Origin of the sequence: Campylobacter concisus (assembly GCF_003048445.1) — a bacterium.
Taxonomy (GTDB): Bacteria; Campylobacterota; Campylobacteria; order Campylobacterales; family Campylobacteraceae; genus Campylobacter_A; species Campylobacter_A concisus_BF.
In genome coordinates this window covers 35,140-60,576 of record NZ_PIQW01000001.1, presented here as the reverse complement: position 1 = coordinate 60,576, position 25,437 = coordinate 35,140, and the positions used below count along the sequence as shown (strand labels likewise).

Below are 25,437 nucleotides of genomic sequence, written 5' to 3'. Positions count from 1 at the left end.
TTTAAAGGCTTAAAAGTGAAAGAGAAGACATTGTTAAGTTTATAAACTCTTTATTGCCTCCTGTCGCCTGTTCTGTGGCTCTCATTACAAGGTAAGTATCTTTTTTATAAACCCATACACTCGTTTTGTAAGCCCCTCTACTCCCTGTTGAGTTTTCAGCAGGTGTTAGCGTGATAGTCCCTTGTAGAAATCCTGAGCCACCTAAAGAGGTAGTCTGTGCCCTAAAACGCTTATTAGCTAAGGTGTCACTCCAATCCCCTATAATAAACTCTACGTTTCGCTTTGACTTAGGGATAACAAAGTTAGGGGCTGTAAGATTATCATAGGAGTTATACTCTCCCTTAGCATATAGGCTATTCCCTCTTGTATTGAAGTAATCATCTCCCCCTTTATCTCCTCTTTTAAATACCAAAGAGAAAGTAGAGTTAGTGTCATTAAGAAAATCCTCAGAAAAAGAAACTTCTAGCATATCTTTTTCTGCATAAGCAGATATTCCTTTTACAGAAAGAAGCACAGATGCTCCAACATTATAGCCTTTGAGGGGATATTGCATTCTATCACTTGCGATAGAGCTAGATAGTTCTTTAGAGCTTCCCTTATACAAGAAGCGAAGTTTATCTTCACTTCTCCATATATAGCCTAGAATTACGGACTTACTAAAATCTCCATTTTCTAAAAGCCATAATGTACTTCCCTCTGAGAAAAAGCGATAGTTTAAAGAGATGTATAGGCGACGCCTTTTAACACCACTATACTCATAAGTGTTCCCAACCTTTGCTTTAAGCACCTCTTTTGTTAAGGTATGCTGCTCCCCTTTTGCAAGGTTTAGCTCTATGCTAGCTTGAGTATTAAAATATTTAGGGGTCATCAAAGCAGGCTTACCATCTGTATAGCCACCGCCACAACCTATCATAAAGCTCATTATGCCCTCCCCATATATACTTCGCTTGCACTAGCTATGAAGTAAGAAAAGACTTCAGTTTCTCCTAAATCAGTTGGCACTTCTCTCCATTTTATACTGCTATTCCAGCTTTCTATTCTATTAGCCCCTTTAACAACTATAACACCACCCTGTCCTACGCCAAACTGAGTTGGCCAAAAAGAAAAATCTCCACGTGTGCTGTCTAAGGTTATTATGAAGTTTTTACCTTTCCGAGGGTCAATACTCATCTCATTAGAAAGCTCCACAATATTCTCAGTATAGGGCAAGAGGTCAAGAGTTATTTTTCCCTTAGCATCTAGTCCTGCATAGCCATTTGGTTTGTTCCTAGGGGGTATGTTTGCTCTAATATCATTTAAGCCTTTCTCTGTGATTTTCTTATCAGCATAATAATTATCTAAATATCCTTTAATGTCACGAGCTCTAACTCTATATAGTGAATTATTGAAAAACACACCAAAAGTATAGTCATAGTTATTTTTTTCAAGGAATATATCATACGCAGGAGACGTTATGGAGGTGTATGAGGCTATCGTTCCAACAGATATAAAACCATTTTGCCCTCTCACAACAACCTTATTTGCTTCATTTTCATTTGATACATCGCCTTTTTTGATAAAGTAACGGTCTGCTTGCTCTTTAGTATAAGCATCAACCTCTTGGGAGCTTATAAAATCCTTGATAGACATAGACCTAAGCAGACCCTCTCCAGTATCTCTTACTATAAATCTCCACTTATCAGTAGCTAAAGAGTTCTTTATATCACTCACTTCGGCTTTAGTTGTAGCATTGAGATAGACATTGGTTGCATAGATATTACCTTGAGCGTTTCTTTTTACAAGCTTACCAGCTGTGTTGCCCTCACTGGCATCACTCTCTCTTAGTACCCCTTGCAACAAGTTATTTATCTTATTGCTAGAGTAAGTTTGAGCTATGCCTGCTGCGGTATCGTTGATAACGCCTGATTTGTTTAGGTTCTCTAAGCTACTCTTTAAGGTCTCTAGGCTTGCCTTAAGAGTGTTAAGCTCAGTTTGTTTGCCTTTAAAGTCATTAAGGATAGTCTTAATCTCATTTAGAGATGATGTAGCTGTATTAAGGGCTTCATTGGCTTTTGTATCTATACCAGCTTTTGTTGTGGCTATCTCTTGTAAAGTCTCATTTTTTAAAATATTGATCTTAGAAATAGTATTATTTAAAGTATTTATATTTTCATCTATTTTTTTCAGTATAGTATTTTTATTATTAGTTATTTCGTTAGCCATATCTCGGCTTTGTTCTTCTATGGTTTTTATATCATCAAACTTCCTATCGACCCCTTTTTTTATCTCACCAATCTCATTATATTTTTGCTCTATTCTTTCGCTTTTACTTGAAATATTTTCATATATTAGAGTGGTATCATCTTTGGCTTTTATAATGTTTGTTTTTGCATCTTCTATTTCTCGTTTGGTAGTATTTATTTCCTCGCTTCTACTATCGATTGAAACTTTTACCTGCTCTATTGATTTTTCGGTGTTTAGCACTAATGTTTTTATGTTATTTAATACTTCTATCTGCGTTTTGGCTTGGTTATTAGCCTCTCTTAGCTCTTCAAAATTAAGTTCATTGAGGATCACATCAAGCTCATTGATCTGCAAAAGCAAAAATTTAAGTGCTTCTAATGTTTTATTCCCAAGCTTCAATTCTTCTATTGTTACCATTTTTTAGCCTTTGCTGTGTCTTTTATCTTTTTTATTCTTTCTGCAAATTCTTTAAAAAAACGCAAGAGATCTATTTTGCTTAAATCCTTTGCGTTTTTTAAAACCTTATAGAGATCATATTCGGTCATAGTCGCTCATTTCGTTTGCGTTGTAGTCTGCTATCGCTTCAAGTGCTAATGTGCGATAATAAGTGTCTTTGTTTATTAAAAAAGCTACGTAGTTAATCACTGCATAACTCAAAGGCTCGTCTATTTGTAGGTGCTCTTTTGGATTGCTAAAATTTGGCACGTCTGGCACGCAAATAAAAGTATCTTCTTTTAAGTTTCTATATGGTGTCTCTTCACTACCCACTCGCCTAATAAGGATGTTAGGTACGCACTTATCGCAGCAAAAAAGCATAGCCTCCAAGAATAGTGAGCCAAGCATATCATCAGCAGGGAGCTTAACCCCTGCTGTCGTTTTAAAGCTCAAATGTTTTTTGGCTTCAGTGCAAAGCATTACTAAGCCTTTAAGCCAACGCCTATTGCAAATGCGTCTGCGTTTCTTACTTCGATACAACTTTCTGTGTAGTATCTCTTTTGGATAGCTGTTTTTGAAGTAGTCACGTCTTTTAGTTCAGTTGGCACGAGTAGTCCATTTTTCATGTAGTCAAAGTCGCCCGCAATGATACAATCGCCTAAGCCGTATTTAGGGCTTAAGAAGCGGTGAAGTCTAAAATTTACCCTACCAAAATCAGTGTCAAGGCTAACAACGCTAGAGTTGATGCTTTTCTCGTTACCAAATTGACGAGTAGCTATTTTGTTAATAGCTGGCTTTAGATCAGCGCCAATGAATACATCTTTTGGAGTTGTGCCTGCATCCCAAATATTTTGAAGTAGCTGTGATAGCACGGTTTCAGTTAGTGCTGCTGGAGTGCCTTTCCAATCGCCTGAGCTATCAAATGCTACAACATTGCCACGCTTACCACTTGCAAATGCGGCTGAGCCTTTAGCCAAGAAATAAAATAAGCCTGCCATTTCGCCAGCTGTTGCGTCAGTTCTAACGTTCGGTGCTTTAAACACGCTCTTTTTAACATCAGCATCACGACCAAGACCAAAGATAGCATACTCCATGTCTAGCTTATGCTCTTTTGCTCTTTTAGCTGTCTCGCGCTCTAACTCTTTACCGCCGTAAGTAGCCACTGCTTGCATGCTTCTTGAAACGCTAACGTTTGAAGTGAAAATTTGCACTGCGTTTGAAGTCTTTTGCACGCTTGATTTGATCTGATCGTCAAAGTCAGATATTTCAAGTTGTGCGTTTTTCTTTGGGGCAGCCAAGCTGTCAGTTAGCCAAGAGTGCTCTATACCTTTAACACTTGAAGTGCCAATAAGTTTAAGTATAGGCGTCTCGTCAGCACCTATTAAAATTATTTTGTCATATACCGAAGGCTTTAGCCCTTCTCTTTTTGTTGCTGGGGCTTGAAACCCAGTAGTTGTTATTGCCATTTCTTTGCTCCTTTTATGCAATTTAATGGCAATTTATCATTAACGGCTGTGCCAAATCTACCCAATTTTGGCAAAGTTTGAATATTTTTTATTTTTTTGAAAAGAGAGTAAGCCCTAAATATAGGGCTTTTTAATTATTATTGGAGTTTTTAGTAGAAATGTAGTTAGTTTTTACACCTTGACTAATTTTATTTTTAGTTAGTCTATTAACTGCTTTAGCTTTTACGCCGTCGCTTATATGTTTATTGAGCAATATTTTTTCAACTGCACCGACCTTGTCGCTACTATTGTCTATTGCATCAAGTAGTTTAAGTTTTGGGTTCTCAAACTTCATCGGCTCTTTTAGATTTCTATCAGAATAAAAGGTTATAATATCGTTATTAGCGGAGGTTGAAGTAATTGCGGAGTGTATCCCGCTTCCTCCGTTTTTATCCTTTATGTCATTTATGACAAGCCTAAATCTCACGCCGTCTTTATCTTCCCATTCATAAAGCCTTGCTTTGCGATCATTTATAAATGGTTCTTTATATTCTTTTATAAATTTACGCATATTCTCGCCCATATTTAATAGTTCTTGCTTCGTAACATAACCTTCCTTTGTTGTGTCTTCTAAATGCTTTATCTCGATATGTTTAGCCCCTTTGTTTTTATTTCCTATCGCATATCTTACCGCTCCCTCTACATCTTCTAAATCCTTATAAACTGGAGTTGAGAACTTGCCGTTATATGTGACATTATAGATGCCTCGTTTTTCTTTTAACTCAGGCAATTTTTGACTAAAATTTACGCCATCTTCTCTACTTACAAATGTCTCGTTTGGATTTACATCAAAAGTCTCATGTGGATAAGCTTTGCCGTCTAAATTTAGCCTAGTTTCGACATTTCTTGCTTCGGCTTCACCGTGTATTTTTTTATAAGTATCTTGTATATCTTGTAAGCGTATTTTTTTATCTATTTCAAATAGTTTTTTTCTCCAATCGTCTCTAACTGCCGAGAAATCCGCATATACTTTTTCGTTATTGTTGATACCTCTAAACAATTCTTTTGCATATTCATACTCTCTTTCACTCTGTGGAATTTCGTCGTAACGCATTCTCATATGTTGAGTCTCTAGCAATAAATTACTCAAGGTTTTATCTATACTCTTAAGCTCTTGCTCATATTTCCGCCCCTCTTTCCCACGCAAAAAACTACGCGCCTCTGCCAGCCCTCCACCCCTTGCAAAATCTTCAACGTCTTGTATGACGTGTTGCACCTCGTGCATAAGAGTCGATTTGTCACTTATATCTCTTAGAACTATCTCTTTTTTGTTTGGGTCGTAATATCCTGGTTTCCCTACCTCTTTCTCATTCATCTTTTTAATCTTTATATCCTTTAACTCAGGGTATGCCTTAAATAGCTCTTTATGCTCTAGCAATTCGCCTAATTTATCTGCGTTTTGATTTTTGATTTTAGCTGGGGTATCATCTATCTCAAACTTCCACGCTCCGTCCTTGTCTTTATACCACCCAGTGCTTTGCCAAATTTTAACTTCATCTTCGCCTTTTTCTAGCATAGCTTTGGCTTTTGAGAGTTTATTGGCGCTAGCGTTAAGTGCTTTTTCTCCTGCAAAAGAATTTATACTATTGCTCTTCGCTGATCCATAAATTTTAGTTAAAAGTTTTGGATTATCTTTTGCCATTTGTGGCATCTTTTTGCCAAGCCCAAGAATAGAATTATAAAGCTCTGGGCTTATGCGTTTAACCGCTGAAGCACTAAACTTTGACCCAAACAATGCATATATAAATCCCTTTGCAAACTCTTCAGGGCTTACGTTGCCATTTTCATCAGCGCCGTTTGCTGTGCCGCCAAGTAAGCCACTTGCGATATGTGGGCTTGCATTGATCGTTTTAATGTTTTTGTCTTTTTGTGGTATAATGCTTTCATCAGAGCTAGAGAATGTGCTTTTTGCACCAGCCGTCGGTCCAACCTGATTAATATCAGCACGTTGGAGTGTAGGGTATGGCGTCCCTACCTTTAGCTCTTTCTCATCTAAAAGTGCTTTTGCACCATCCGCCGTTGGCTCTGTGGCTTCGCCAAGAGTGAGCTGTGTGGGAGTAGGCGACCCCACTAGATGAGATTTTTCATTTCTTCTTAAAAGTCTCTTGTTTTCCTTGTCTGCCTTACTTGAATAAGTTGCATGGTTTAGCTTTAAATACTCGCTATCATAGTCTTTTTGTATGCCTATTTTACCAAGCTTGCCATTATCTAAAATTTTGCCTATCAAAGCCGTATTTGGCTCATTATTGTTATAAAAAAACGTCGGATTTTCTTTGACTGCTTTTATTAGCCTAAAAACATCACTTGGCTTAGCAAAAAGTTCCTTGTGCTTTTCATAAAGATTGGTTAAATCCGCTTTAATTTGTTTATTTGCATTTATCCCTCCAAGTTCTCTCACCCAGTCATCCACGCTAATTTTTACATTTAAATCACTCTTTGGCGCTGGGCTTTGCTTTGTGATAAAATTCTCGCCTTTTATTTCTGTGTTTTTAGGGTTGCCTTCTGCGGTGTCCATTTTTATTAGATCACTTTTAGCCTGCTCTTTTTTAGCCATAAAATCATCAATTAAACTCCTTATCTCTTTGCTTTGTGCCTGAGTAAGCAGATCAAATCTATCTTTTATCGGTATAGCTTCGTTTTTCATTATATCGGTTAAAGCGTCAGACGTAGTTTTTGCTTTTAAAAATGCTTCAGCATATAAATTCTTTTTACCTGCTTGTTTGCCTATTAGTGGGATATGTTTTGCCAAGCGTTCAAAACTTCTTGCTACAAATGCCATAGCTACTTTGCCACTAAAGCTTGTGGCTATACTTCCACCTTGGCTTTTTGTCTTTAGCCCTGCATCTATTGCGTCAATTATGCCTTTTGTGTTTGGGCGAAATTTTGCGTCATCAAATAGTGCTTTTTGTAAAGTTTTCGCTTCGTCACTTACAAATTTAGCGTCGCTTAGTTTTTCTGCTACCGCAATAGGATTAAACCCTTTTCTATTCATGCCAAGATCAACTAGCTCGTCTTTTATTGCACTCCTTATGTAGGCTTTTTCTACTTCTGCTATTTGCTCTTTATTGAGCCCTTTGGTTGTTTTAGCCCAAACGTCATTATTTTTATTGATCAAATCACCGACTTTATCAAAGTTAAAATCGTCGCTCAATAGATCATTGCCCTTATTGAAAATCTTTGTATCTTTTAAGGCTTTCATTTGAGCATATTTTTCGTCCTGCTCTTTTAGTAATGCCCTAAGCTCGCCCCTGTCATCACCAAGAGAGTTAAACATACTATCGTCTAACACTTCCTTTAAAGCTCTCGCTTGTTGCTCGCCAGTGTAGTCAGAATTTCTTATCGCTTTATTCAAATAGCGCCTAACATCAAAAGCTTTATTAATATTAAAGCCCTCTTGCGCCATTTGATCTAAGGCTATACGCATTTTGTCTCTATCTTCTACTTTTGCATAGTTAGCTACAATGCTATTTATTGCATCATCTAGCCCTTTTTTATCTATTTGTAGTGGGCTATTGCCTGCCACTTGCTTGAAGGCATCTACTACTTGGTTATAGTCGCTTTTTGTGGCGTTTACATAACTACCCAAAATATCACTAACAAATGCTTTATCGGTATCATCTAGTTTTCTAAAACTCTCTGGGTTGATCCTAAAGTTTTTATCAATTCCAGCTGCTTCTAATCTCTTTTGTGCTTGGTCATCAATTATTTTTATAGCTTTATTTCGCACCAAATCATCGCTACCTATTACATCAGCAATAGTTTTCATTTCGCTAGGGTCAGCAAAGGCATTATTTAGTGCGATCTCTTGCTCTTTTGTGATTTGTGGGTCAAGTGTGCCTTTGGCTTTATTCTCTACGTATTCGCCAGCCTTTGTGACTTTATCTTTTACCCAAGGGCTACTTGTTCTATTAGCATAATCATCTGCATAAGCCTTTGCTTTCAGCCCTAAAGTGTTTATATCATTTAGCTCTATTTTATTGTTGGCTAAATAAGCCTCTTTTTCAGCCAGCTCTTCAGGCGACAAGACTGCATCTGCTGCTTTAATACTCCTTGTTATATCTCCCATTGCTGGTGCGTGATTTGCACTTGTTACATCTCCCAAAAGAGGCGTATTGTTTAATATATTGACGGCTTTTTGTTTTAGATTAACATTTTCTATTTCGTTGCCAAGGCTATCTTTTAATGTTTTGCTCTTGTTAATTACATCGCCTGCTTTATTTATTAGTGCTTTGCCGCCTTTAGCTACTGCATAACCTACACCATCGCCTAATACACTAAGTCCTGCGTTTTCTAACATTAAATTTGCAAGTGTTCCAGTATCTACATTTTGCCCAGTATCATTTGCGTTGCCCACATAATCCCCTGCTGCACCAAGCGCAGAGCCAGTCGCTCCACCTACCATTACTGGCAATAGACTACTTCCGCCAGTAACTGGCGCTAAAAGCGCTCCCCCTATGCCTGCCATAATAGAGCCTTTATTGGCTTTTGTGCTATGCCAAAGGTCTTTTAATATGCCTTGGTCTAAATCTACAAGCTCACCAGCTTTGTTTTTAAAAAGGACATTGCCGTCAGCATTTACAAGGCTGCCTTTGCCTTGTCTTTTTAACTCAGCTGATATTTGTTTTAATGCATCAACCCCTTTTTGCTCTACTACTTCTTTGTCGCCAAAAACTTTTTGTGTTAGTGGCACTTGTGCGTCATATTGCGCCCTGATACTATTTATTGCATCCACCATTTCTGCGTTATTATCAGCGTTGGCTTCCCTTATGCGGTTGTCATAGCGATCGTCTGGGTCGCTAAAATAGTTTGTCATAGAGCGCTTTAACTCATTCGCCTTAGCGTTTATCCCTAGCGCCTTTTTATCATTTACAAAGGTATCATAAGTTTTTGGTTGTTCAAATCGCATCGTTTTATCCTTTTGTTAATATTCGATCACATTTTTAAAATTATTTTTTGTCTCAGTAGCGCTTGGTTTTTTATTAAAAAATTTATCTAGTCTTTTATCTATTGCATTTAAGCGATCTATTTGATCTTGATATTTTTTCTTTGCGTATTGGTTGCTTACGCTATCTCTCTTTAATTCTAGCTCTTGCCTTGCTGCTGGCACTGTTAGCCCCTGTAGCTTTTGAGCTTTAGCAAGCTTGTCATTATCAACAAAAGCACTATCAAGACTTACTTTATATTCTTTGTCAAAGTCTTTTCTTTCCGCATCTGCTCTACCAACACGGACAGCCTGAAAGCCTGCGTTGTTTAACATTGCTAAAATAGCCTCAGCTGCTTTTTTATCTGCTCCAGCCCCTCTCATTGCGTTAAAGTTATCGCCGATCCTATCTAGCCAGCCATCGTAATTGTCTAACCTTTTGTCTTCTGGTATCTGTTTTAATTGCTCTTCTAGTGTTGCTATTGTTTTTATGGTGTTACTTTGTGCGAGGTTCGCATCTAGTGCTTTTTTCTCAGCCAGTGCTTTATTTACCGCTGTAACAGCGGCTTTTGGGTTTGTCTTATATTGAGCCACCATTGTTTTTACAAATTTATCTTTATCTATCGTTCCGTCAGGGTTTAGCGCCCCATATTGTCCTGCTAAAAAAGCATTGTCTGAATTTGCCTCTGCAAGTGCGCCAACTTCCCCCTCATTTGCTTGCATCTTCATTGTTAGGTCAAGGTTGTTTTGTTGTGCCCTTGCTTCCCTTGCGTCTTGCCTATCTAGTAAAAGTTGGTTTTTATACCATTGATTAAAAGCTCTATTCTCATTATTAGCGTCTATTTGAGCGTTAATTTGTTTTTCTTTGAGCGCAAAATCTCTAGCGTCAGTGTTCATTTTCCACGCCCTATCTTTCTCTTGGTTCTCTATTTGATTTTGCCTCCACGCTTCGTTTGCGTCAAAAAGTTTATTGTTGTAGCTTTCTTGTGCTAAATTTGATCTATTTTCCTCTGCTAGTCTTTGTTTTGTGAAGTTGTTTCTTACACTGTCTTGATAAATGTCCCATAATGCTCTACCAGTTGCACCCACTGCGTCTATTGTGTTGGTGTTGTAGTTAAAGTCTATTTTATTTGGGTTAAAATATGGCATTTTTGCTCCTTTTTGTGAGGCTTAAATTAATAAGCCTCTTCCTCTTGTTGTTTATGAAAGTTTGATGCGTTCCAAGCATTGACTAAATTTTGATTTGCTTGATTTTCTCTTTGTAGCTGTCTTTGTGAAAGCATCTTATTGAAATCATAAGCATCTTTATTTAGCTTAAACGCTTGTTTTGCTGCTTTGTTTTGGTTGTAAGCGCTCCATAGTGCGCCACCAGTTCCTAATGCTGTTAGCCAATTAGGCACGCCTCCAGCGTCACCGCCACCAAGCCAGCTTAAAAAGCCACCGCCATTTTTGCCAGCCCCTTGTGTTATATTGCTTCCGCCCCAATCCCAACTCATTTTTTCCTCCTTATAGTCCTGCTAATTTTAAAAGCTCTGCGCCATATTCTACGTCGCTCACGTTCTCGCCTTTCTTGGCTCTATCAAACGCTGATAATTCACTGCTTGCATTTGACCCACTTAAAATTTCGTCTGGCTTCTCTTTGCTTTTTGCTACGTTTATCATTCCCATTGCGACTGCTTTCCAACCTACGTAGTTTTCACCAAGTAGATCACTCATGCCGTGAGCTTTTGCAAACTGGGCTAGATCATCAGGGCGTATTGTTGGGTAGTCTTTTTTAAACTCTGCTAGGTTTTTGTCAAAGACTGCTTGCCTTCTAGCTTCTTCTGCTTGCGCTGCTTGAGCTTGCGAGATTTGATCCATTTGAGCTTTTAAGGCGTCAAGATTTCCAAGACCTAAACTGTCAAGTAGTGCTTGTTTTTCAGGGGCAAGCTGTGGTTGTGATGGCTCTTGCGGTTGCTCTTTTGCTGCTAGCGCTTCAGCCATTGCTTGCTTGATAGCCTCAATATTAAGCTCCTCTTTTTTTGGCTCTTCTGCTACTATTGGTTGCTCTGCTGGCTGTTCTTGTGGTTCTTGCGCCACTTCGTTTGTTTCAGGCTCTGCCTGCTCGTTCCCATTTACTATGGCTGTTAGCTCGTTTAGTGCTTCTTGCTCTGTCATTTATTACTCCTCTTTGTAATTTTCAAAAAAACTTAAAAGGCTTTCGAGTGTTTTCATATTCTCGATCGCCCTTAACCTCGTTTCATCGCTATTTTTATTATCTTGGCTAGCATTTACATTGGTCGAATAAAGCCCCAAAAGATATTCTGAAAAATCCCTAAACGCTTGGCATTGCGTCAGCTGATAAAGCTCCTGCTTCTGCGATAGGCTCTGCCACGCTTGGCAAAATAGCCTGTGGCTTAAGTTGTTTAGCAAGCTCACTCTCCTTCCCAATAAAATTCTCTGGGTCTTTTATGCCATATAGTGGCAATAGCTCTAATAGGATTTTCTCGTTTGCTTCTTTCATCCTATTTGCACCCTCGCCGTCTTGAAGTTGCAAGCACATGCCAAATTGAGCTGCTATTACTTGGCTAGCATCCATCAGACTTTTCTTTTGCACCTCTTTATTTAGCGCTCCTATACCAGTGTTTAGGTTGATGTTAAAGCTCGGTACTTCTCCGCGGTTAAAGCCTGCAAAAAACAATGGGTCGCCGTATTTCCAAACTAAGAATGCAAGGCGTTCAAATATAGGTTCAAAAAAGGTCTCATTGTAGGTTCTTATATACCCTTGAAGCCTTACGCTACCTTCATTTGCCATAATTGACGCCATTGTCGCTGTTTCTTGCCTAGTTGTTGGTGCTCCATTTTGCTGTGGGCTTACTCCGCTAACTTCGCTCATCTCCTGCTCGATCACTTGAAGTGTAGCCATTGAAGCGTTGATGTCGCCAGGCGGTACTATCTTGATGTCTGCTGGGCTATCAGTAAAAATCGCACCACTTGGGCGCTCTAAATCAGCCCTTGATATACTTGCACTTCGGTTAAAAATGATCTTTGGCGTTGCTTGGTTTCTTGTTACGTCTGTGATTGAGTTTCTAATAGCATTTAGCTCGTCTTGCAAAGGTAAAAGTGAAGCAAGAGCTGGCTCACCATAAGCACAGACAAACGTTTGATCAGTATTGCGTTTTGTTTGTGGCAGCATATAGCCAAAAATAAATGGCTGTCCGTCTTTTAGTTCTACTTTATCTCTTAGTAGTTCGCTATTGTAAAGCGTGCTAACGCTCCATTTCTCATCGTTTAGTTCGTATATCTCATTTAGACAAATTCTCTCATAAGGTCTATTCTCACTTAGATCAATTTGCTTAAATGTTTTATTTTTGATTAGCTTTTTGATGTCGTTTGTTGTAAGGTAAATTCTGTGCACGATATAGCGGATGTCGTCTGTATTTTTGGCATCAGGATCAAAATAGATGTCGTTTATATCCACTTCCTCTATCTTTGCTTCATCTTTTCCCCAAAACACTTTTACCACCGAGCTTGCCGAGAAAGCAGCTTTTAAAAAGATGGGCGAAAAAATCTTATACAAATTTATCTTGTCGCAATAGAAATTTAGTGCCTCTTGCCACTTATCGATCACATCATGCGTTGAGTTTATGTATGGCTCTAGCTTTGCAAATGTGTCATTGTTGAAGTATGTTTCGGTTAGGCCGTCATATATTCTTTTTGCTTTTGAATTTAGCTTTGGTATGTAGTTTTTACTCTTATTCCGCTCTTTAAGGCTGTTGTATTGCTCGCTTTCAAGCACCAATAAATACGCATCATTTAGCTTGTCAAAAAATGGTTTATACTCCGCATAGCCATTGTATGCTGTTTGCACTAGCTCCTCGAGGTAGCTTATTCTCTCATCGTTCGTCATTTTCGTGTCCTAATCTATAAATTGTTCTTGTGCTGACATTTGCTAGCTCGCTCACTCTTTTTTTGCTAAGCCCTTTTTGTTTTAGAGCCGTTGCAAGTTTTACCCTTGCTTGCTTTGTAGGGATAAATTTTGCCCCTTTTAGCCACTCGCAAATCATCACACAAAAACAAAGACGCAAAGCCTCATCATCAAGCGTTGCCACTTTTCTAATTAGCTCTACATCAATACGCTCAAAAATATACTCGATTTGTTTTGCCAAATCTACCCAATTTTGGCACTCTTTCACCAAACGCCTCCGTCATCGTAGTTGATTGTGTTTATTTTTGCTGGCAATGGGTCAAAAAACGTAAGAGCAAGGGCATCCGCCAAGTCAGGGCTAAAGCCAAACTCTTTTTTGATATTCTCTTTTGGCAAGAGCAAATAACGCTCTTTTTTGTCATAGTAAAAACTAATAGTACTAAGCTGTTTTTTGAGTTTGTCGTTTGGCACGATGCTAAGTAATCCAAATTTCTCTTTGAGTGTAAAATATGCTTCCGCTCTCTTGTTGGCGTAAAGCTTCTCATTTGTTGCCTTGTATGAAAATTTTGCCTCTCTGACTATACCACGCAAGCCAAAATCCACTAAAGTATCAAACACACCAGCACCCACGCCAACACTATCAATAAAAATAGCGTCTGGCTTCTCTTCGCTTCTCTCGTATATGCCAAAAATCTCCCTTGCTAAGGCAGTAACACTATCAAGCCTAAATGTGTAAAAGTTTGTAACGCCGTAACCTCGCCTAATACAAAGCACGCTTTCATCGTCACCCTCACGTGCCACATCTAACCCCCAGACAATGCTAGCTTTTTCGTTTGGCATCTGCGTGCTAAAGGCGTTTTCAATTAGAGCAAGGTTAAAAAGCACATTTGAGGTTGTATCTAAAAACTCGCCGTATATCTCTTGACGCACCACATCGCTATCTATACCGCCAAGCTCTGCCACCATTTCGTCTATTTGCTCTTTTTTAAGCAGTGGGTTATTAAAACTTGATATTTGAAAATTTACCCAGTCTTTCTCGCCACTCATTCCACGTTTAGCAAGATCATAAAAGCGGTTTTTGCCTTTTGGCACGCCGCCTATAAACGCTCTTGATTTTGGATTGTCCAATAACATTGCCCTTATGGCGTTATCCCAAAGGTAGGCATCTTTCAAGATTATGCCAGCTTCGTTTAGGATCACTATATCGTAGCCAAAGCCCTCGATATTTTCTGGGCGTTCTGCACTTCTCATATCAAGGTAGCCCTCGCCGATACTTAGCTTTTTGTCCTGCGCGTGAAATTTATACAGCTCTTTTGGCAGGGCTTTTAATTCAGGCAAAAAATAGCGTTCATAATATCTTTGTAGGTTTGATGTGATAGTATCTACCCAAAGCACTTTTTTTCCCTCTAAAAGCCACTCGATCGTAGCGTTTGCTATCCCCTTAGTAAATCCTACACGCCGACCTTTTTCTATTGTTGTAAAGCGTGCGGTATTCTCAAAAAAGACTTCCTTTTGCCACGGCGTATAGGTTAGGCAAAGCGCAGTTTCACTCATCACCTTTTAACTCCTTTCGCTCAATGATTATCTTTTGCTCGCTTTGCACGTTTGCATTATTGATCACAGTCTCAGCCTCACGCCCTAGCACGGTCTCTTTATTTCTAGCGGTTATCCTGCTGTGAGCTTCAACGTCTGCTATCCTATCGCTCATCTCTAACATCTCATCCGCTTTCTTTTGGTTTCTGAGCGCTGCGTTTTGAAAATAGATCAGGTGTTTAGTCTTTTCATCTACTATTTCGTGAAACGCTTTCACTTTTGTTTCATTTTCGTTGGCTAAAGCCGTATTTATCGCCACTTGTTGTTTCACTAATTCAGCATCTGCCTGGCTTATGCCGTTGCAAATTTTAAAAACTGCACCTATACTTACGTCATATTTGAAGGCTAAACTTTTCTTGCTAGCCCCTAATTGATACTCGGCTATGATCGCTTCTTTTGTCTTGTCGCTTATCTTTGCCATTAATAAATCCTAAACTCACCCTCTATCACTCCAAGGGCTATTTTTCTCTCTAGTAGTTTTCGCTTGATTTTAAAAACTTCCGTCTGCACTCCCTTAACGTCCTCTATTATCCTTTTGCCATTTTTAAGGCGATAGGTAAAATCCGCAATGTATCTGATCTCACGTATCGTTCTAAAGCCTTGCTTGGTTGTTTCGTCTGTTATGGCAAAACTAGGCATTAGCACAAACGGCACTTGGCGATTTAATTCGCTTATCTCTCCAGCTCTTTGTAAGGCTTCTAGCTCTTGGTTTCTACGCCACTCTTTGGCACTATCAAAGCCTTTAGTTTTGCGGTTATGGTATTTGTTCCTAACATTTACCGAAACGTTGCCAATTCTCATCAGCTACCTCCTCGTATTTTTCTATGCTTTGTTGTTTCTCGCATATTTGACAAAGTGGATATGCTTCAAGTAGTCTTAGCTGATAGGCTCTATTTTCACTTCTTGTTAATCTCAAAATAGCCCCTTTGTGTCATCGTCCTTGTGTTTCTCGTTCCACTTTCTCATTACTTCAAGCACTCCGCTTGCGTCCTTGCGACTTACCTCAAAGCTATCAAGTATCTTTTTGTTTTCGTCTGCTACCTTTGCGATTATGCTAGCTCCGCTTTCGGCTATCGTGATATAAACGGCTTTCATCTCACGCTCTTTTTGCAAAATTTAACGCAAGAGCAGATAGCCCAATTCTTAGCCTTGCTCTTGCTTCATCGCTCATTTTTAGCGGTGCGTCTGGATCAGCTGGGAGTAAATTTGCATTATTTGCCGCTTCTATTTTCTCTTGCTCTTTTTCTTTCTCTTTCACTTCTCTTTCACTCACGTATTTGATTACGCCGATACGCTTTTGATTTTTAAAGAGCCACGCATAAACCTCTGCCTCGTCATCACTGCTTAGCTGCACTGGCTTACCTGCTTGGTTTATGTGGTAGTGGTTGATTAGGTTGCCGTATTCATCTACGCCGATGATCACAAAATCTTTGTAAGTTGCTCCATAGCAAAGCCTCTCATTGCAAAAAAAGGTTTTTACAAACTCTACCAACTGCTCGATATTTTTAAAGCTAAATTTGCCCTCTTTGATCGCTTCTAGCGCCTTTTGCTTTCTAAAAGCTGCCACGGCGTTTTTTGTGATTAGCTCGCTTGACTGTTTCGGTTGAATAAAGCTTGTCCTATACGCAAAAAATGGGATAATATCCTCATCTTTTAGCGGTTTTAAAAGCTCTGCTGTGATTAGTGCTTGAGTTTCATTTACGCCAAGCGCTTCTTTGATCGTTTGTATGCGGTTCATTTAAAACGGCTCCTTGTTTTTAAGATATGCCACGTTTTGGGTAGCTATTTGGTTCGTTTCTTTCGTGCTCTCGAGGTAGTAGCTTACATCGCCACCAAAACGCCTTACGTCCTCTACGCTTAGGCTAAGCCCACTTTGCGCTTTGTTGTAGGTTGGTTTTGGCTTAAAGACGCCCTGCCACTCATTTCGCATTGCTTCTCTTATGCATTCGTTTACGTCTATGCCCTCGCTCGCCCATTTAGCCCACTCGCTAAATTTCATCTCGATACCCTCAGTGCTTAGTTTCTCTCGTCGCTCTTTCTTGTAGGCTAGATATTTTTGCCAAAGATTTGGATCGATGAAGTCAGGTAGTGAAATGTCCTTAGGGGGTAGGGGGGTTTGTTTGGTTTGTGTTTGAATTGTTGTTTGATCTGTGTTTGAACTGTCTTGATTATTATTCTTTATTGATTTTGTATTCTCACAATATCCATTTTGCATTTTAGCTTTTTCCATTTCGCGTTTTTGCAAAATGGATTTTTCGTATTCGCAATTTGGATTTTGCAATTCTAAATTATCGTTTTTGCACTCGTTCGTAACATTAAAATTAGTATCAATTAGATAAAGAAAATCATCGCCTAAAGAATACCAAGCTGTGCGGTCAAATTGATTTTTGTTAAAATTCCCTTTTACTATTGCATTAATCTTTTCAAGTTTCTTTAAAATTCGGTTTATTTTATCCGTGTTTTTATAGTATGGAAATTGTTCTAAAAATGCATCAAGAGTATTATAAGTCCAATGCCTGCCATTATAAAAATTTTTATTATTATCTTTGTTGTGTTTAGTCCAATAAGCAATATGTCCTAAGATATTTGCTTCATCAAAGCCTATTTTACAAGCCAATTCAACATCTACGCTATGAGTTTTAATCATCACTTGGCTCCTTTTCGCTTTTTATAATACTCTCGTTCATCGAGTGATTTTCGTTAAAAAAGCACCACTTAACAGTCACTCCAGTAATAGGGCATTTATCTTTGCCTCGCTCTTTTATGCGCCCCAAAAATACAAGGTTATTTACTCTCGCGCTTACGGTCGCAGTAGGCAACCCTGTTTCTTCCGACAACATATGTCGTGACGCACCATTTGGGTATTTAAAAAGCGCTTTCATTATCTTCGTTTTTTTGTATCTCGTGTTTATCTGCGCTCGCTATGTAGCCGTTTATGCTTGTTTCGGCGATCATTTCACGCTCCTAGCCTAAAATCTTTATTTTTTGCGAGCTTTATTTGCTCGAAAATCATTTTTACGACATTGACGCTCATCGCGTTGCCCGCTTGTTTATAAGCCTGCGTATCGCTCACTACGATTTTGAAGTTTTCGGGGAACCCTTGCAGGCATAGGCACTCTCTAGGGGTTAGCTTACGTATGCGCTCGCTCTTTAGTAGATTATTTTGCTCAAAGCTGCTAGAGCTTATCGTAGGGCAAAGCTCAAACTCATTGCCTTTATTAAAACCTCGTGCGCGTTGTAAAATTTTCGGCTCTTGATTGCCGCCTTGTGCCGTGTGTATAGTAGGAGCTACCCCGTCGGTAGCATAAACGCGCTTTAAGATGTCGTTGCCTTTTATGTCGAGCTTACCGATTACTTTTATGAAGTTATCCGTCCGACGATTTCCTGCGGTAGTCATTATGCAATTCCCTACATCGCATAAAAACTTTGGAGCAAAGCTACCCTGAAAGTTGTTTTCTTTTTTCTTAAGGCATGCGATCATCTTATCGCTCAAAAAGTATTTTTCATCTACTTCGCGATCAAGCATATCGCCCAAATTTAGTTTTAGCGGTATTTTTGGAGCATAAGAAAAAGCGTGATATTCGTCTGCGTTCAAAAACCCCACAATATACAATCGTTCTCTATTTTGCGGTATGCCGTAGTCTTTGGTGTTTAAAATCTCGGCGTGACAAAAATAGCCTAGTTTCCGCAAAGCATCTAAAAACCTTTGATAGCTTTTGCCGCTGTTAATAGACAAAAAGCCTTTGACGTTTTCATAGATGAATACCTTAGGGCGAGCTTCACTAACAATGCGGTAAAATTGCCATATCAGGTTGCCTCTCTCGCCATCCTCGCCTGCGCGTTGTCCTGCGATTGAAAAGTCTTGGCAAGGGCTGCCTCCGATCAAAATATCTATTTGCCCGGCGTAAGCTCTAGCGTCAAGATCGCAAACATCCTCGTAAAAAACTGCCGGGGCTTCGTGATTGGCTAGATAGCTTTGACGCGCGAATTTGTCTATCTCGCAGGCGAATATCGTCTCTACCTCGTCAAATACTTCGCGAGCGACAAACTCGGGCGCGCCGATACCTGAAAAGAGAGTGGCGAGGGTCATTTTTTTAGCCTTTTTGAGTTGTTTGGCTTCTAGGCTATTACTTGCTACCATTTTTAGCCTCCTCCTCCTGCTTTTCTACCCCTAAAATATATGCATTTAGCTTGTCGCCCCAAGCATAAAAGGGATGTCCCAACTCTTGCAAAGCTGCGTATCTCACATCCCCATTAGGTTTTTTATTGTTTGATCCACACGCGTATGTATTGCAAGTCCCAGCCGACTTGTAAAATTTACCAAGCCATTTTCTAATCTTTTTTCTATATTCTGTCTGTTTCATAACCTTATATTACTATCTGTTATATAAAATATAACTTAAGGTTATTTGATTTTTAACTATTTTAGTTATAAAATATTACGCAAAGTTATATCTTGCAAAGGGGTAAAAAATGAAAGAATTTAAAGATAAATTGTCAGATTTACTAAAAGAAAAAGGTATAAATACTATACAATTTGCCGATATTTTAGGCATTTCACAGCCTTTAGTTAGCCAGTGGTTAGCTGGAGAAAAGAGGACAAAAAAACATTTATTGCCACTGGCTAAATTTTCAGGCTATCCGATCGCTTATTGGTTAGACGACACCATAGAGAAACCAACAGAAGCCCATAAATATGCAGATAATATCTCTTCTAACAGTGCCAAAACTGTGTATATCCCTTTTTATAAAGACGGGGTGGTTTCTGCAGGTCGTGGCGCTGAAAACGACGATTTTGGCGAACCTGAATTGCTGCCTTTTAATCCAAACGATTTAAAAATTATGTTTAATGTTAGTCCGCACGCAAAACTAGGCATTGTTCCTTGTTTCGGTAACTCAATGGAGCCGACTATTAAAGAAAGCGACTTGGTTGTTTTTTGCGATGATATAAACCAAATAGAGGGCGCTATTTATGTTTGCAAATATGAAAACGAAATATTTATAAAAAGAATAAAAAAACGTCCTACATTGGCGTTAATAAGTGACAATAAGGACTACGAGCCAATAATTATCGAGGAAGAGTTAAACGTCGAAATTTTAGGGCGTGTTGTTGGTTGCTATGCCATAAACTCTAAAAGGATATAGTAGGGGGGGGATAAACTATGACAAACCAAGAAGCTAATGAGTTGATAGCAGTTTTTAAAAGAGTCAAAGAGGTAAATTTCGTTTTAGATAAAATAAATTTTCATGTTAAAACCATTGAGTTAGAGGCAGAGGATGAGAGGCTAAAAGATATTTCTTTATTGTTCGATATTAGCACATCAAAAAAGCAGTCCAAAAGAAAGACTTTACAGCTAAGAGCCAATAAAAACATCCATCTTTTAAGAAATGACTTTTACAGCGTTCATACAAACCCACCATTTAATGAAAATATTGCTCCAGATGATGAAACTTTAAGATTACTTATGCAAAAATATTCCGATGCAAGATTAAAACTCGGCGCACATTTACATGTCTATATCGATGGCTATGATGATAAATGGGCGTTTCCCATAAGTGAGTTTAAACTTAGCGAATGTGATGATAACTTTTTGGCTCAGATAGAGCAGTTTTGCACTTATGGCAGGATAAAGATAAAAATAGAAAGGGCGTTATTTTAAAATGCTTGATATTAATAGACTTTTAGGGTCTTATTATGAGTATTTAAATGGTGGTTTTGAACTTAATGCTATCAGCAAAGATAGCTTTGAGGTTATAACGCCATTTTTAAATAGACATAATGACAATATTTCAGTCTATATTGATTTTTTAGATGACCGCTCTATTAAGATTAGCGATGGTGGCGAGACTATTCAAGATTTAAATTTATCAGGCTTTGAGTTTAACTCTCAAAAAAGGGTTAGACAGCTTGAAATAGCATTAAATGGTTTTGGCATTTTTAAAAATAAAGATAACGAACTTTTTGTGTCTGCTACGGCATTAGATTTTGCAAGAAAACAACACAATGTCATACAAGCCTTAATAAGCGTAAATGATATGTTTGTCCCAAGTAAGGGCAATAACGGCTTTTTTTATGATGAAGTGGAGAATTTTTTTAACAATATTGATGCTCGCTACACTACAAATATATCAGTAGAAGGAAAGTCTCATTTATCACATAAATTCGAGTTTTTAATAAGCCGTTCAAAACAAGAGAAAGAGAGGCTTATCAAGTTGTTAAACAACCCAAAAAAAGAAAATTTAAAAGCTACCCTTTTTACTTTTACAGACTTAGCCTCAGATAGAAGCTCTAGCGATAAGATCATCATTCTTAACGATGATGCTTCCGATGAACAAGAGATAAGATTAGCTACACAAGAGTTAAACATTAAACTCTTAAAATGGAGTAGCATAAAAAACTATGCTAACTATTTAGCTGCGTAAAATCCGATTTGTTTCCTATCGTCTGTTTTTTTCTTTTGCCGCTATCTCTCTTTGCCTTTTCAGCCAAAGTCGTAAAAATATCTGACGGCGACACGATCACAATACTACAAAACAAAGAGCAAACAAAAGTCAGGCTATATGGCATTGACGCACCAGAAAAAAAGCAAGACTACGGACAGATATAAACGCACTCTAGGCATTATTTACTATAAAGGGCAAGATATAAACGCTCAAATGGTACTAAACGGCTACGCTTGGGCTTATGTAAAATACTCGAGAATATATGTAGATCAAGAGAAAACAGCTCGTGAGAATAAGCGAGGGCTTTGGCAGAGTAATGATCCTACCCGCCGTGGGAGTGGAGAAAACGTTAATTTTTACACACTTTTATTTTAAAATTTGCCATAATTACAATGTAATAATTTTTAAAAAGGAGTTGAAAATGAAAAAAGCTATCTATGTTAGTTTTTTTTCTTTATTGCTTGCTGGTTGTATGTTTAACCCAAATAATAGAGATGTAGCGTTTTTTAAAGGCATCCCTTATTACGCCCCAGTCGATGCACAGGGGATTATTTTGGAAGAGGATCAAATAACTGATACTTATAAAATGGGGATATATTCTTGCAAGCCAGGAGATCTTTTTTGGTTATCTCCCTATAAAAAAGAAGAATTTGTGACTGCTATCAAAGCCAAAAAATTCGATACTCTCCAAAAAATGGCTGATGAAAATCTTATAGGTTGTGTTTCGCCTATGAGCGAGGCAGAACTTAACTATATAACTACAATGCAAGCAGCAAGAGCCTCAGCGGCTGCAAATAATTATAGTATTTTTGATGCAATGAATGCATGGACTAATGGTCTCAACGCCAACACAAATGCTATGATAAATAGGCAAAATCAAAATACAATCAACTCTGTAAATAGGAATTTACGACAAATGAACGATTCTTTGGACGCTTTACAAAATCAAGGCAATAGACAATATTACAAAGCCAATCCTATATATCCATATTAGTTCAATAAGCGCCGCTTAAATATAGCGGCTTTTTGTTATATCCCATAAATACATCTAAATATCCACACAAGTTATACCCCAGCCTATTTTTAAAAACAAATTTTAAAAGATTTTTTAAATATATAACTTTAAGTAATATTTTAAATAACATTAAGTTATATTTAATATAACCTTTGGTAATATTCTCTCATCGAAACAAAAAGTAGATAGGCTTCAAGCGAAAGCTGACAGAGTGAGCCTCCTGCGAGTTTTGCAGGTCAATCACGTTTCAATCTGAAGCGGATATAGCGAGCCGAAACGTCGCTATTCGGTACCAGCCCTGATTTAGGATAGTTTTTTACAGGGTTATTAATAAAACGAAAAACACTACTTTTTCTAATAAAAGCCTTGCTTGCTTGGAGTAGGCGAAAGCCTAACACTTTTCATATAAAAATCTTTCCTTTAAAAATTGCTTTTGCAAGCTAAATTAATTTTTAACATCTTCAGACGGCGGTGGCGAGCAAGGTTTCTATTAGAAAAAGGAGTTAGAGATGAGAAAGCTAATTAAATTCTTTAGAGTGATTTTCAGCAATGGCGGCGAGATAAAAAACATCGCCTATTTAAGCATCAAAAGGAGTTAAAGATGAGTTTGAGCTATGACTTAGCACGTGCCGAAAGCGACGTAAAAAATATAAATTTCGAGCAAGAATACGACGAGCTAATAAGTGATATTTTGGCAGTGTATAACCTCCACCGCTACACCTTTAAAAATGCCATTGGCGAAATAGTTGATCTGCTTATCGAGCATTGCAAAAAAGACTTTTTCGCCTATGCCGCACTTGTCTATGTACTATGCGTTGAGGCTGAAATGAGCAACGAGGCGGTCTTAAGCTACACAACGACCTACAAACAAACACTCAAAAAGCTAAGAGAGGAGGCGGCAGAAAGAGATGCGTTACTCAACACTAAAGAGGCTTGTTGAGTTTTACGGCGAGCCAAATATGACTGTAGGCGAGTTTTTAGAGATTATAAAAAGGATTAAATAATGGCAAATTTTAAAAAATACTGCCCTAATGTATGGGTGGCAGAATGCGACGAAAAGCACAATAAGGGCGAAATAATAACTCTTGAAACACAATACGGCAAAGAGGTGGATTGCGAAGTTTATAACTTGGTAGCCGAAAAAAATAACAAATTTTATTATTCGATTGTCCGCCTAGAAGAGTTAAGCTATGCTGAAAGAAAAGCCGACAAATACAGAAATTCGCAGGCTTTACACGAAGCAAAAAGCCATGAGTGGCACAAAAAAAGCCAAGAAGGGGCGGAGTTTTTAAGGCTAGCCGAGCCAATAAAAGTCGGACATCACAGCGAAAAAAGACACAGAGCGTTGATAGATCGGAATTGGCGCAGGATAGGAAACGCTGTAAAAGAAGAGGATATAGCTGGCAAGAAAGCAGCTAGGGCGCAGTATTGGGAAGAAAAAGCGCAGGAGATAAATCTCTCAATGCCACAAAGTTTAGAGTATTTTTCTAAACAATTAGAAAAAGCCAAAGCTCGCCAAAAAGGGCTAAAGGACGGCACGATACAAAGAGAGCACGACTACAGCTTAGCATACGCAACAAAAGCAGTAAAAGACCTAACGGCAAAATTAGAATTAGCTCATAAATTATGGGCTTAAACCATTGTTAAAAAATTGAGAAATTTTTAACATAAAAGATAAATACGTTAAAAAAAGGATAAAAAATGGAATTAATTGTAACTTACGAGGCGCAAACAGCAGATAGTCAAAAATTGACTACTAATTTTGAGGAACTAAAAGCTGAAGCTAGCAGGCAGGTAGAAAAATATTCTATCAATGTAACTGAGGAAAACATCCCTGAAGCCAAAAAGGTGATGGCAAATTTTAATAAGGTTAAAACAGAGATTGGCGAGCGATATAAATTTTATATTGATAAAATTTCAGCACCAGTAAATCAACTAAAAGCCGAGAAAAAAGAGATCGAAGCTATCATCACGGACGGCCGCCAAAAGATAGCAGACGGCGTGGCAAATTTTGAAAACGCCAAGCTTGAAGCAATCGCTGCAAGGATAGCTGAATATACAAAAGCTCTTTGCGACGAAAAGCAGCTAAATTTTGAAAGAATAAATACATCCGATCTAATTAAATTAAGCGCGGTAACATCTGCTGGAGCTCTAGCAAAAGCCACAAAAGAGGCGATTGAGGTAAAAATACAAGCCCTTGAAAACGAAATCTTGCAAGCCAAAATCGCAGAACAAGAAAAGGCGGCTAGAGATGCCGAGATAGCCGCGCAAGCAAGACGTGAAGCAGAGGAAAGAGCAACTAGAGAAAAGGCGGAGCTAGAAGCAAAAGCTGCACAAAGGGAAGCTGAACTATTAGCAAGAGCTGAAAGAGAAAAACAAGAGGCTATCGAGCGCGCAAAAGCCGAGCAAGCAATCCCGCAAGCTTTTTATGACGCACAACGTGAAGTTTTGCAAAAGCCGCGCGAAGCCGAAAACGGCAAGGCTATCTACACTATCCGCGCCGAGTTTGAGGTCAAAGCTCCAGCAAATGCTCCGCACGACAAGCTAACGGACAAGATCAAAGAGATGTTAGCCGCGGCGGGTATAACGAATTTAAACAAAATCGAGGTGTTAAATGCTTGAGATAGATTTGAGCGAAAAGCCTCAATTTAAATACCCGTTTAATAAGCTCATTTCGCCCAAAGTCGTCAGCAACGAGGAGTATCATAGCTTAGAGGGCATAAGCTCAAGCGGGCTAAGAGACGCGCGCACCGATCCGAAGCTTTATTTTAAGCGCGCAAAGCTTATGAGTATGCCAAGCCCCGCGCTGGAGCTGGGCTCGGCGGTACATAAAGGACTACTTGAACCCGCCGACTACAACGAGGATAAATTCGATTTAACCCCGTTAGCCGTGCAGAAATCCCGCATAATGATAAACAACGGGCGCGTGATGTTTGACGAGTATTTAAGCAAGACGCTAAACGAATACAGCCTTTTTGTTGAAGATGACGGGCTTGTTAGGCGCGTGCGGATGGACGCTTACGATAGAAAGCAGGGCATCATATACGACGTAAAAACATCTAAATGCACCACTGAGGCGCGATTTAGAGATGAAGCCTATGACTTAGGCTATCACTTACAAGCCGCTTTTTATATGGATACGTTAAGGCTCGCTGGGTTTAAGGCTGATTTTTTCGTGTTTTTCGTGATCCCAAACGAAAGTCCGTGTAAGCCATTTGCGTTTTACGCTACGCAGCGATTTATTGAGGATGGTAGGGCAGCATATACGGAAGTTTTAGAAAACATTAAAGGCTACGACGTGAGCAACGAGAGTGTGCTGTTTCACGAGTTGGATTTACCGCGCTGGAGAATTGAACAACTAGGCGAGACAGCCTAAATTTGAAAAGGATAAAAA

At 38.7% G+C, this 25,437-nt stretch carries 30 protein-coding genes; 10 read left to right on the top strand and 20 right to left on the bottom strand.

Annotated elements, in window-relative coordinates; genetic code table 11:
- Nucleotide 1: 1 nt before the first annotated feature.
- From CVT14_RS00350 to CVT14_RS00260, 20 genes are all read right to left on the bottom strand, one after another.
- Nucleotides 2-922, bottom strand: coding sequence for a hypothetical protein (locus CVT14_RS00350; protein ID WP_107849406.1), 921 nt, complete (start codon nt 920-922; stop codon nt 2-4).
- Nucleotides 922-2,640 carry a hypothetical protein gene (locus tag CVT14_RS00345; protein WP_107849405.1) on the bottom strand — a complete coding sequence of 573 codons (1,719 nt, stop codon included), beginning with the start codon at nt 2,638-2,640 and terminating at the stop codon, nt 922-924. The genes CVT14_RS00350 and CVT14_RS00345 overlap by 1 nt, the downstream gene beginning before the upstream one ends.
- 114 nt (nt 2,641-2,754) lie before the next feature.
- Nucleotides 2,755-3,138, bottom strand: a complete 384-nt coding sequence (locus tag CVT14_RS00340; RefSeq protein WP_103615265.1) for a hypothetical protein — start codon at nt 3,136-3,138, stop codon at nt 2,755-2,757.
- A gap of 2 nt (nt 3,139-3,140) precedes the next feature.
- A complete protein-coding gene (locus tag CVT14_RS00335; protein ID WP_107849404.1) occupies nt 3,141-4,124 on the bottom strand; it encodes a DUF5309 family protein in 984 nt (327 codons plus the stop codon).
- Between the two features lie 130 nt (nt 4,125-4,254).
- On the bottom strand, nt 4,255-9,069 hold the full coding sequence (locus CVT14_RS00330) for an LPD23 domain-containing protein (RefSeq protein WP_107849403.1): 4,815 nt from the start codon (nt 9,067-9,069) through the stop codon (nt 4,255-4,257).
- Between the two features lie 15 nt (nt 9,070-9,084).
- Nucleotides 9,085-10,233 (bottom strand): hypothetical protein, encoded by a 1,149-nt coding sequence (locus CVT14_RS00325; protein ID WP_107849402.1) that lies wholly within the window; start codon nt 10,231-10,233, stop codon nt 9,085-9,087.
- 26 nt (nt 10,234-10,259) lie between these two features.
- Complete coding sequence (locus CVT14_RS00320; protein WP_180995824.1) at nt 10,260-10,580, bottom strand: hypothetical protein; 321 nt, start codon at nt 10,578-10,580, stop codon at nt 10,260-10,262.
- A gap of 10 nt (nt 10,581-10,590) precedes the next feature.
- Nucleotides 10,591-11,241 (bottom strand): HIT family hydrolase, encoded by a 651-nt coding sequence (locus CVT14_RS00315; RefSeq protein WP_107849401.1) that lies wholly within the window; start codon nt 11,239-11,241, stop codon nt 10,591-10,593.
- 157 nt (nt 11,242-11,398) lie between these two features.
- Nucleotides 11,399-12,973, bottom strand: a complete 1,575-nt coding sequence (locus tag CVT14_RS00310) for a phage head-tail adapter protein (RefSeq protein WP_199907311.1) — start codon at nt 12,971-12,973, stop codon at nt 11,399-11,401.
- Nucleotides 12,960-13,232, bottom strand: coding sequence for a hypothetical protein (locus CVT14_RS00305; RefSeq protein ID WP_141089617.1), 273 nt, complete (start codon nt 13,230-13,232; stop codon nt 12,960-12,962). Before CVT14_RS00305 ends, CVT14_RS00310 begins: the two co-directional genes overlap by 14 nt.
- A gap of 23 nt (nt 13,233-13,255) precedes the next feature.
- Complete coding sequence (locus tag CVT14_RS00300; RefSeq protein ID WP_107849400.1) at nt 13,256-14,545, bottom strand: phosphatase; 1,290 nt, start codon at nt 14,543-14,545, stop codon at nt 13,256-13,258.
- Nucleotides 14,538-15,005 (bottom strand): glutamyl-tRNA amidotransferase, encoded by a 468-nt coding sequence (locus tag CVT14_RS00295; protein WP_107849399.1) that lies wholly within the window; start codon nt 15,003-15,005, stop codon nt 14,538-14,540. Before CVT14_RS00295 ends, CVT14_RS00300 begins: the two co-directional genes overlap by 8 nt.
- On the bottom strand, nt 15,005-15,385 hold the full coding sequence (locus tag CVT14_RS00290) for a DUF1064 domain-containing protein (RefSeq protein ID WP_107849398.1): 381 nt from the start codon (nt 15,383-15,385) through the stop codon (nt 15,005-15,007). Before CVT14_RS00290 ends, CVT14_RS00295 begins: the two co-directional genes overlap by 1 nt.
- The gene (locus CVT14_RS10610) at nt 15,354-15,500 is read right to left on the bottom strand and encodes a hypothetical protein (RefSeq protein WP_159071735.1); all 147 of its coding nucleotides are present in this window, start codon (nt 15,498-15,500) and stop codon (nt 15,354-15,356) included. The genes CVT14_RS00290 and CVT14_RS10610 overlap by 32 nt, the downstream gene beginning before the upstream one ends.
- Nucleotides 15,497-15,679, bottom strand: coding sequence for a hypothetical protein (locus tag CVT14_RS00285; protein WP_103615293.1), 183 nt, complete (start codon nt 15,677-15,679; stop codon nt 15,497-15,499). Before CVT14_RS00285 ends, CVT14_RS10610 begins: the two co-directional genes overlap by 4 nt.
- A 1-nt stretch (nt 15,680) precedes the next feature.
- The gene (locus CVT14_RS00280) at nt 15,681-16,322 is read right to left on the bottom strand and encodes a hypothetical protein (RefSeq protein ID WP_107849397.1); all 642 of its coding nucleotides are present in this window, start codon (nt 16,320-16,322) and stop codon (nt 15,681-15,683) included.
- Nucleotides 16,323-17,231 carry a hypothetical protein gene (locus CVT14_RS00275; RefSeq protein WP_107849396.1) on the bottom strand — a complete coding sequence of 303 codons (909 nt, stop codon included), beginning with the start codon at nt 17,229-17,231 and terminating at the stop codon, nt 16,323-16,325.
- Nucleotides 17,224-17,424 (bottom strand): hypothetical protein, encoded by a 201-nt coding sequence (locus CVT14_RS10695; RefSeq protein WP_199907310.1) that lies wholly within the window; start codon nt 17,422-17,424, stop codon nt 17,224-17,226. The genes CVT14_RS00275 and CVT14_RS10695 overlap by 8 nt, the downstream gene beginning before the upstream one ends.
- A 116-nt stretch (nt 17,425-17,540) precedes the next feature.
- Nucleotides 17,541-18,725, bottom strand: coding sequence for a DNA cytosine methyltransferase (locus CVT14_RS00265; protein WP_275935694.1), 1,185 nt, complete (start codon nt 18,723-18,725; stop codon nt 17,541-17,543).
- On the bottom strand, nt 18,712-18,948 hold the full coding sequence (locus CVT14_RS00260; protein WP_103615290.1) for a hypothetical protein: 237 nt from the start codon (nt 18,946-18,948) through the stop codon (nt 18,712-18,714). The genes CVT14_RS00265 and CVT14_RS00260 overlap by 14 nt, the downstream gene beginning before the upstream one ends.
- A gap of 109 nt (nt 18,949-19,057) precedes the next feature.
- Here CVT14_RS00260 and CVT14_RS00255 point away from each other — a divergent pair, with 109 nt between their 5' ends.
- From CVT14_RS00255 to CVT14_RS00215, 10 genes are all read left to right on the top strand, one after another.
- A complete protein-coding gene (locus CVT14_RS00255) occupies nt 19,058-19,729 on the top strand; it encodes an XRE family transcriptional regulator (RefSeq protein WP_087582245.1) in 672 nt (223 codons plus the stop codon).
- Between the two features lie 17 nt (nt 19,730-19,746).
- Nucleotides 19,747-20,244, top strand: a complete 498-nt coding sequence (locus CVT14_RS00250) for a DUF6978 family protein (RefSeq protein ID WP_103615289.1) — start codon at nt 19,747-19,749, stop codon at nt 20,242-20,244.
- 1 nt (nt 20,245) lies between these two features.
- A complete protein-coding gene (locus tag CVT14_RS00245; protein WP_103615288.1) occupies nt 20,246-21,007 on the top strand; it encodes a DUF1828 domain-containing protein in 762 nt (253 codons plus the stop codon).
- 8 nt (nt 21,008-21,015) lie between these two features.
- Nucleotides 21,016-21,192 carry a thermonuclease family protein gene (locus tag CVT14_RS10775; protein WP_234403100.1) on the top strand — a complete coding sequence of 59 codons (177 nt, stop codon included), beginning with the start codon at nt 21,016-21,018 and terminating at the stop codon, nt 21,190-21,192.
- The gene (locus tag CVT14_RS10770; protein WP_234403096.1) at nt 21,146-21,403 is read left to right on the top strand and encodes a thermonuclease family protein; all 258 of its coding nucleotides are present in this window, start codon (nt 21,146-21,148) and stop codon (nt 21,401-21,403) included. The genes CVT14_RS10775 and CVT14_RS10770 overlap by 47 nt, the downstream gene beginning before the upstream one ends.
- Nucleotides 21,404-21,449: 46 nt before the next feature.
- A complete protein-coding gene (locus CVT14_RS00235) occupies nt 21,450-22,022 on the top strand; it encodes a hypothetical protein (protein ID WP_103602806.1) in 573 nt (190 codons plus the stop codon).
- 622 nt (nt 22,023-22,644) lie between these two features.
- The gene (locus CVT14_RS00230) at nt 22,645-22,983 is read left to right on the top strand and encodes a hypothetical protein (RefSeq protein ID WP_107849395.1); all 339 of its coding nucleotides are present in this window, start codon (nt 22,645-22,647) and stop codon (nt 22,981-22,983) included.
- A gap of 63 nt (nt 22,984-23,046) precedes the next feature.
- Nucleotides 23,047-23,679: a DUF3560 domain-containing protein gene (locus CVT14_RS00225; RefSeq protein WP_087582249.1), complete on the top strand. Its 633-nt coding sequence runs from the start codon at nt 23,047-23,049 to the stop codon at nt 23,677-23,679.
- Between the two features lie 65 nt (nt 23,680-23,744).
- A complete protein-coding gene (locus tag CVT14_RS00220; protein ID WP_107849394.1) occupies nt 23,745-24,665 on the top strand; it encodes a DUF1351 domain-containing protein in 921 nt (306 codons plus the stop codon).
- Nucleotides 24,658-25,419, top strand: a complete 762-nt coding sequence (locus CVT14_RS00215; protein ID WP_107849393.1) for a PD-(D/E)XK nuclease-like domain-containing protein — start codon at nt 24,658-24,660, stop codon at nt 25,417-25,419. Before CVT14_RS00220 ends, CVT14_RS00215 begins: the two co-directional genes overlap by 8 nt.
- The last annotated feature ends 18 nt before the right edge of the window (nt 25,420-25,437 follow it).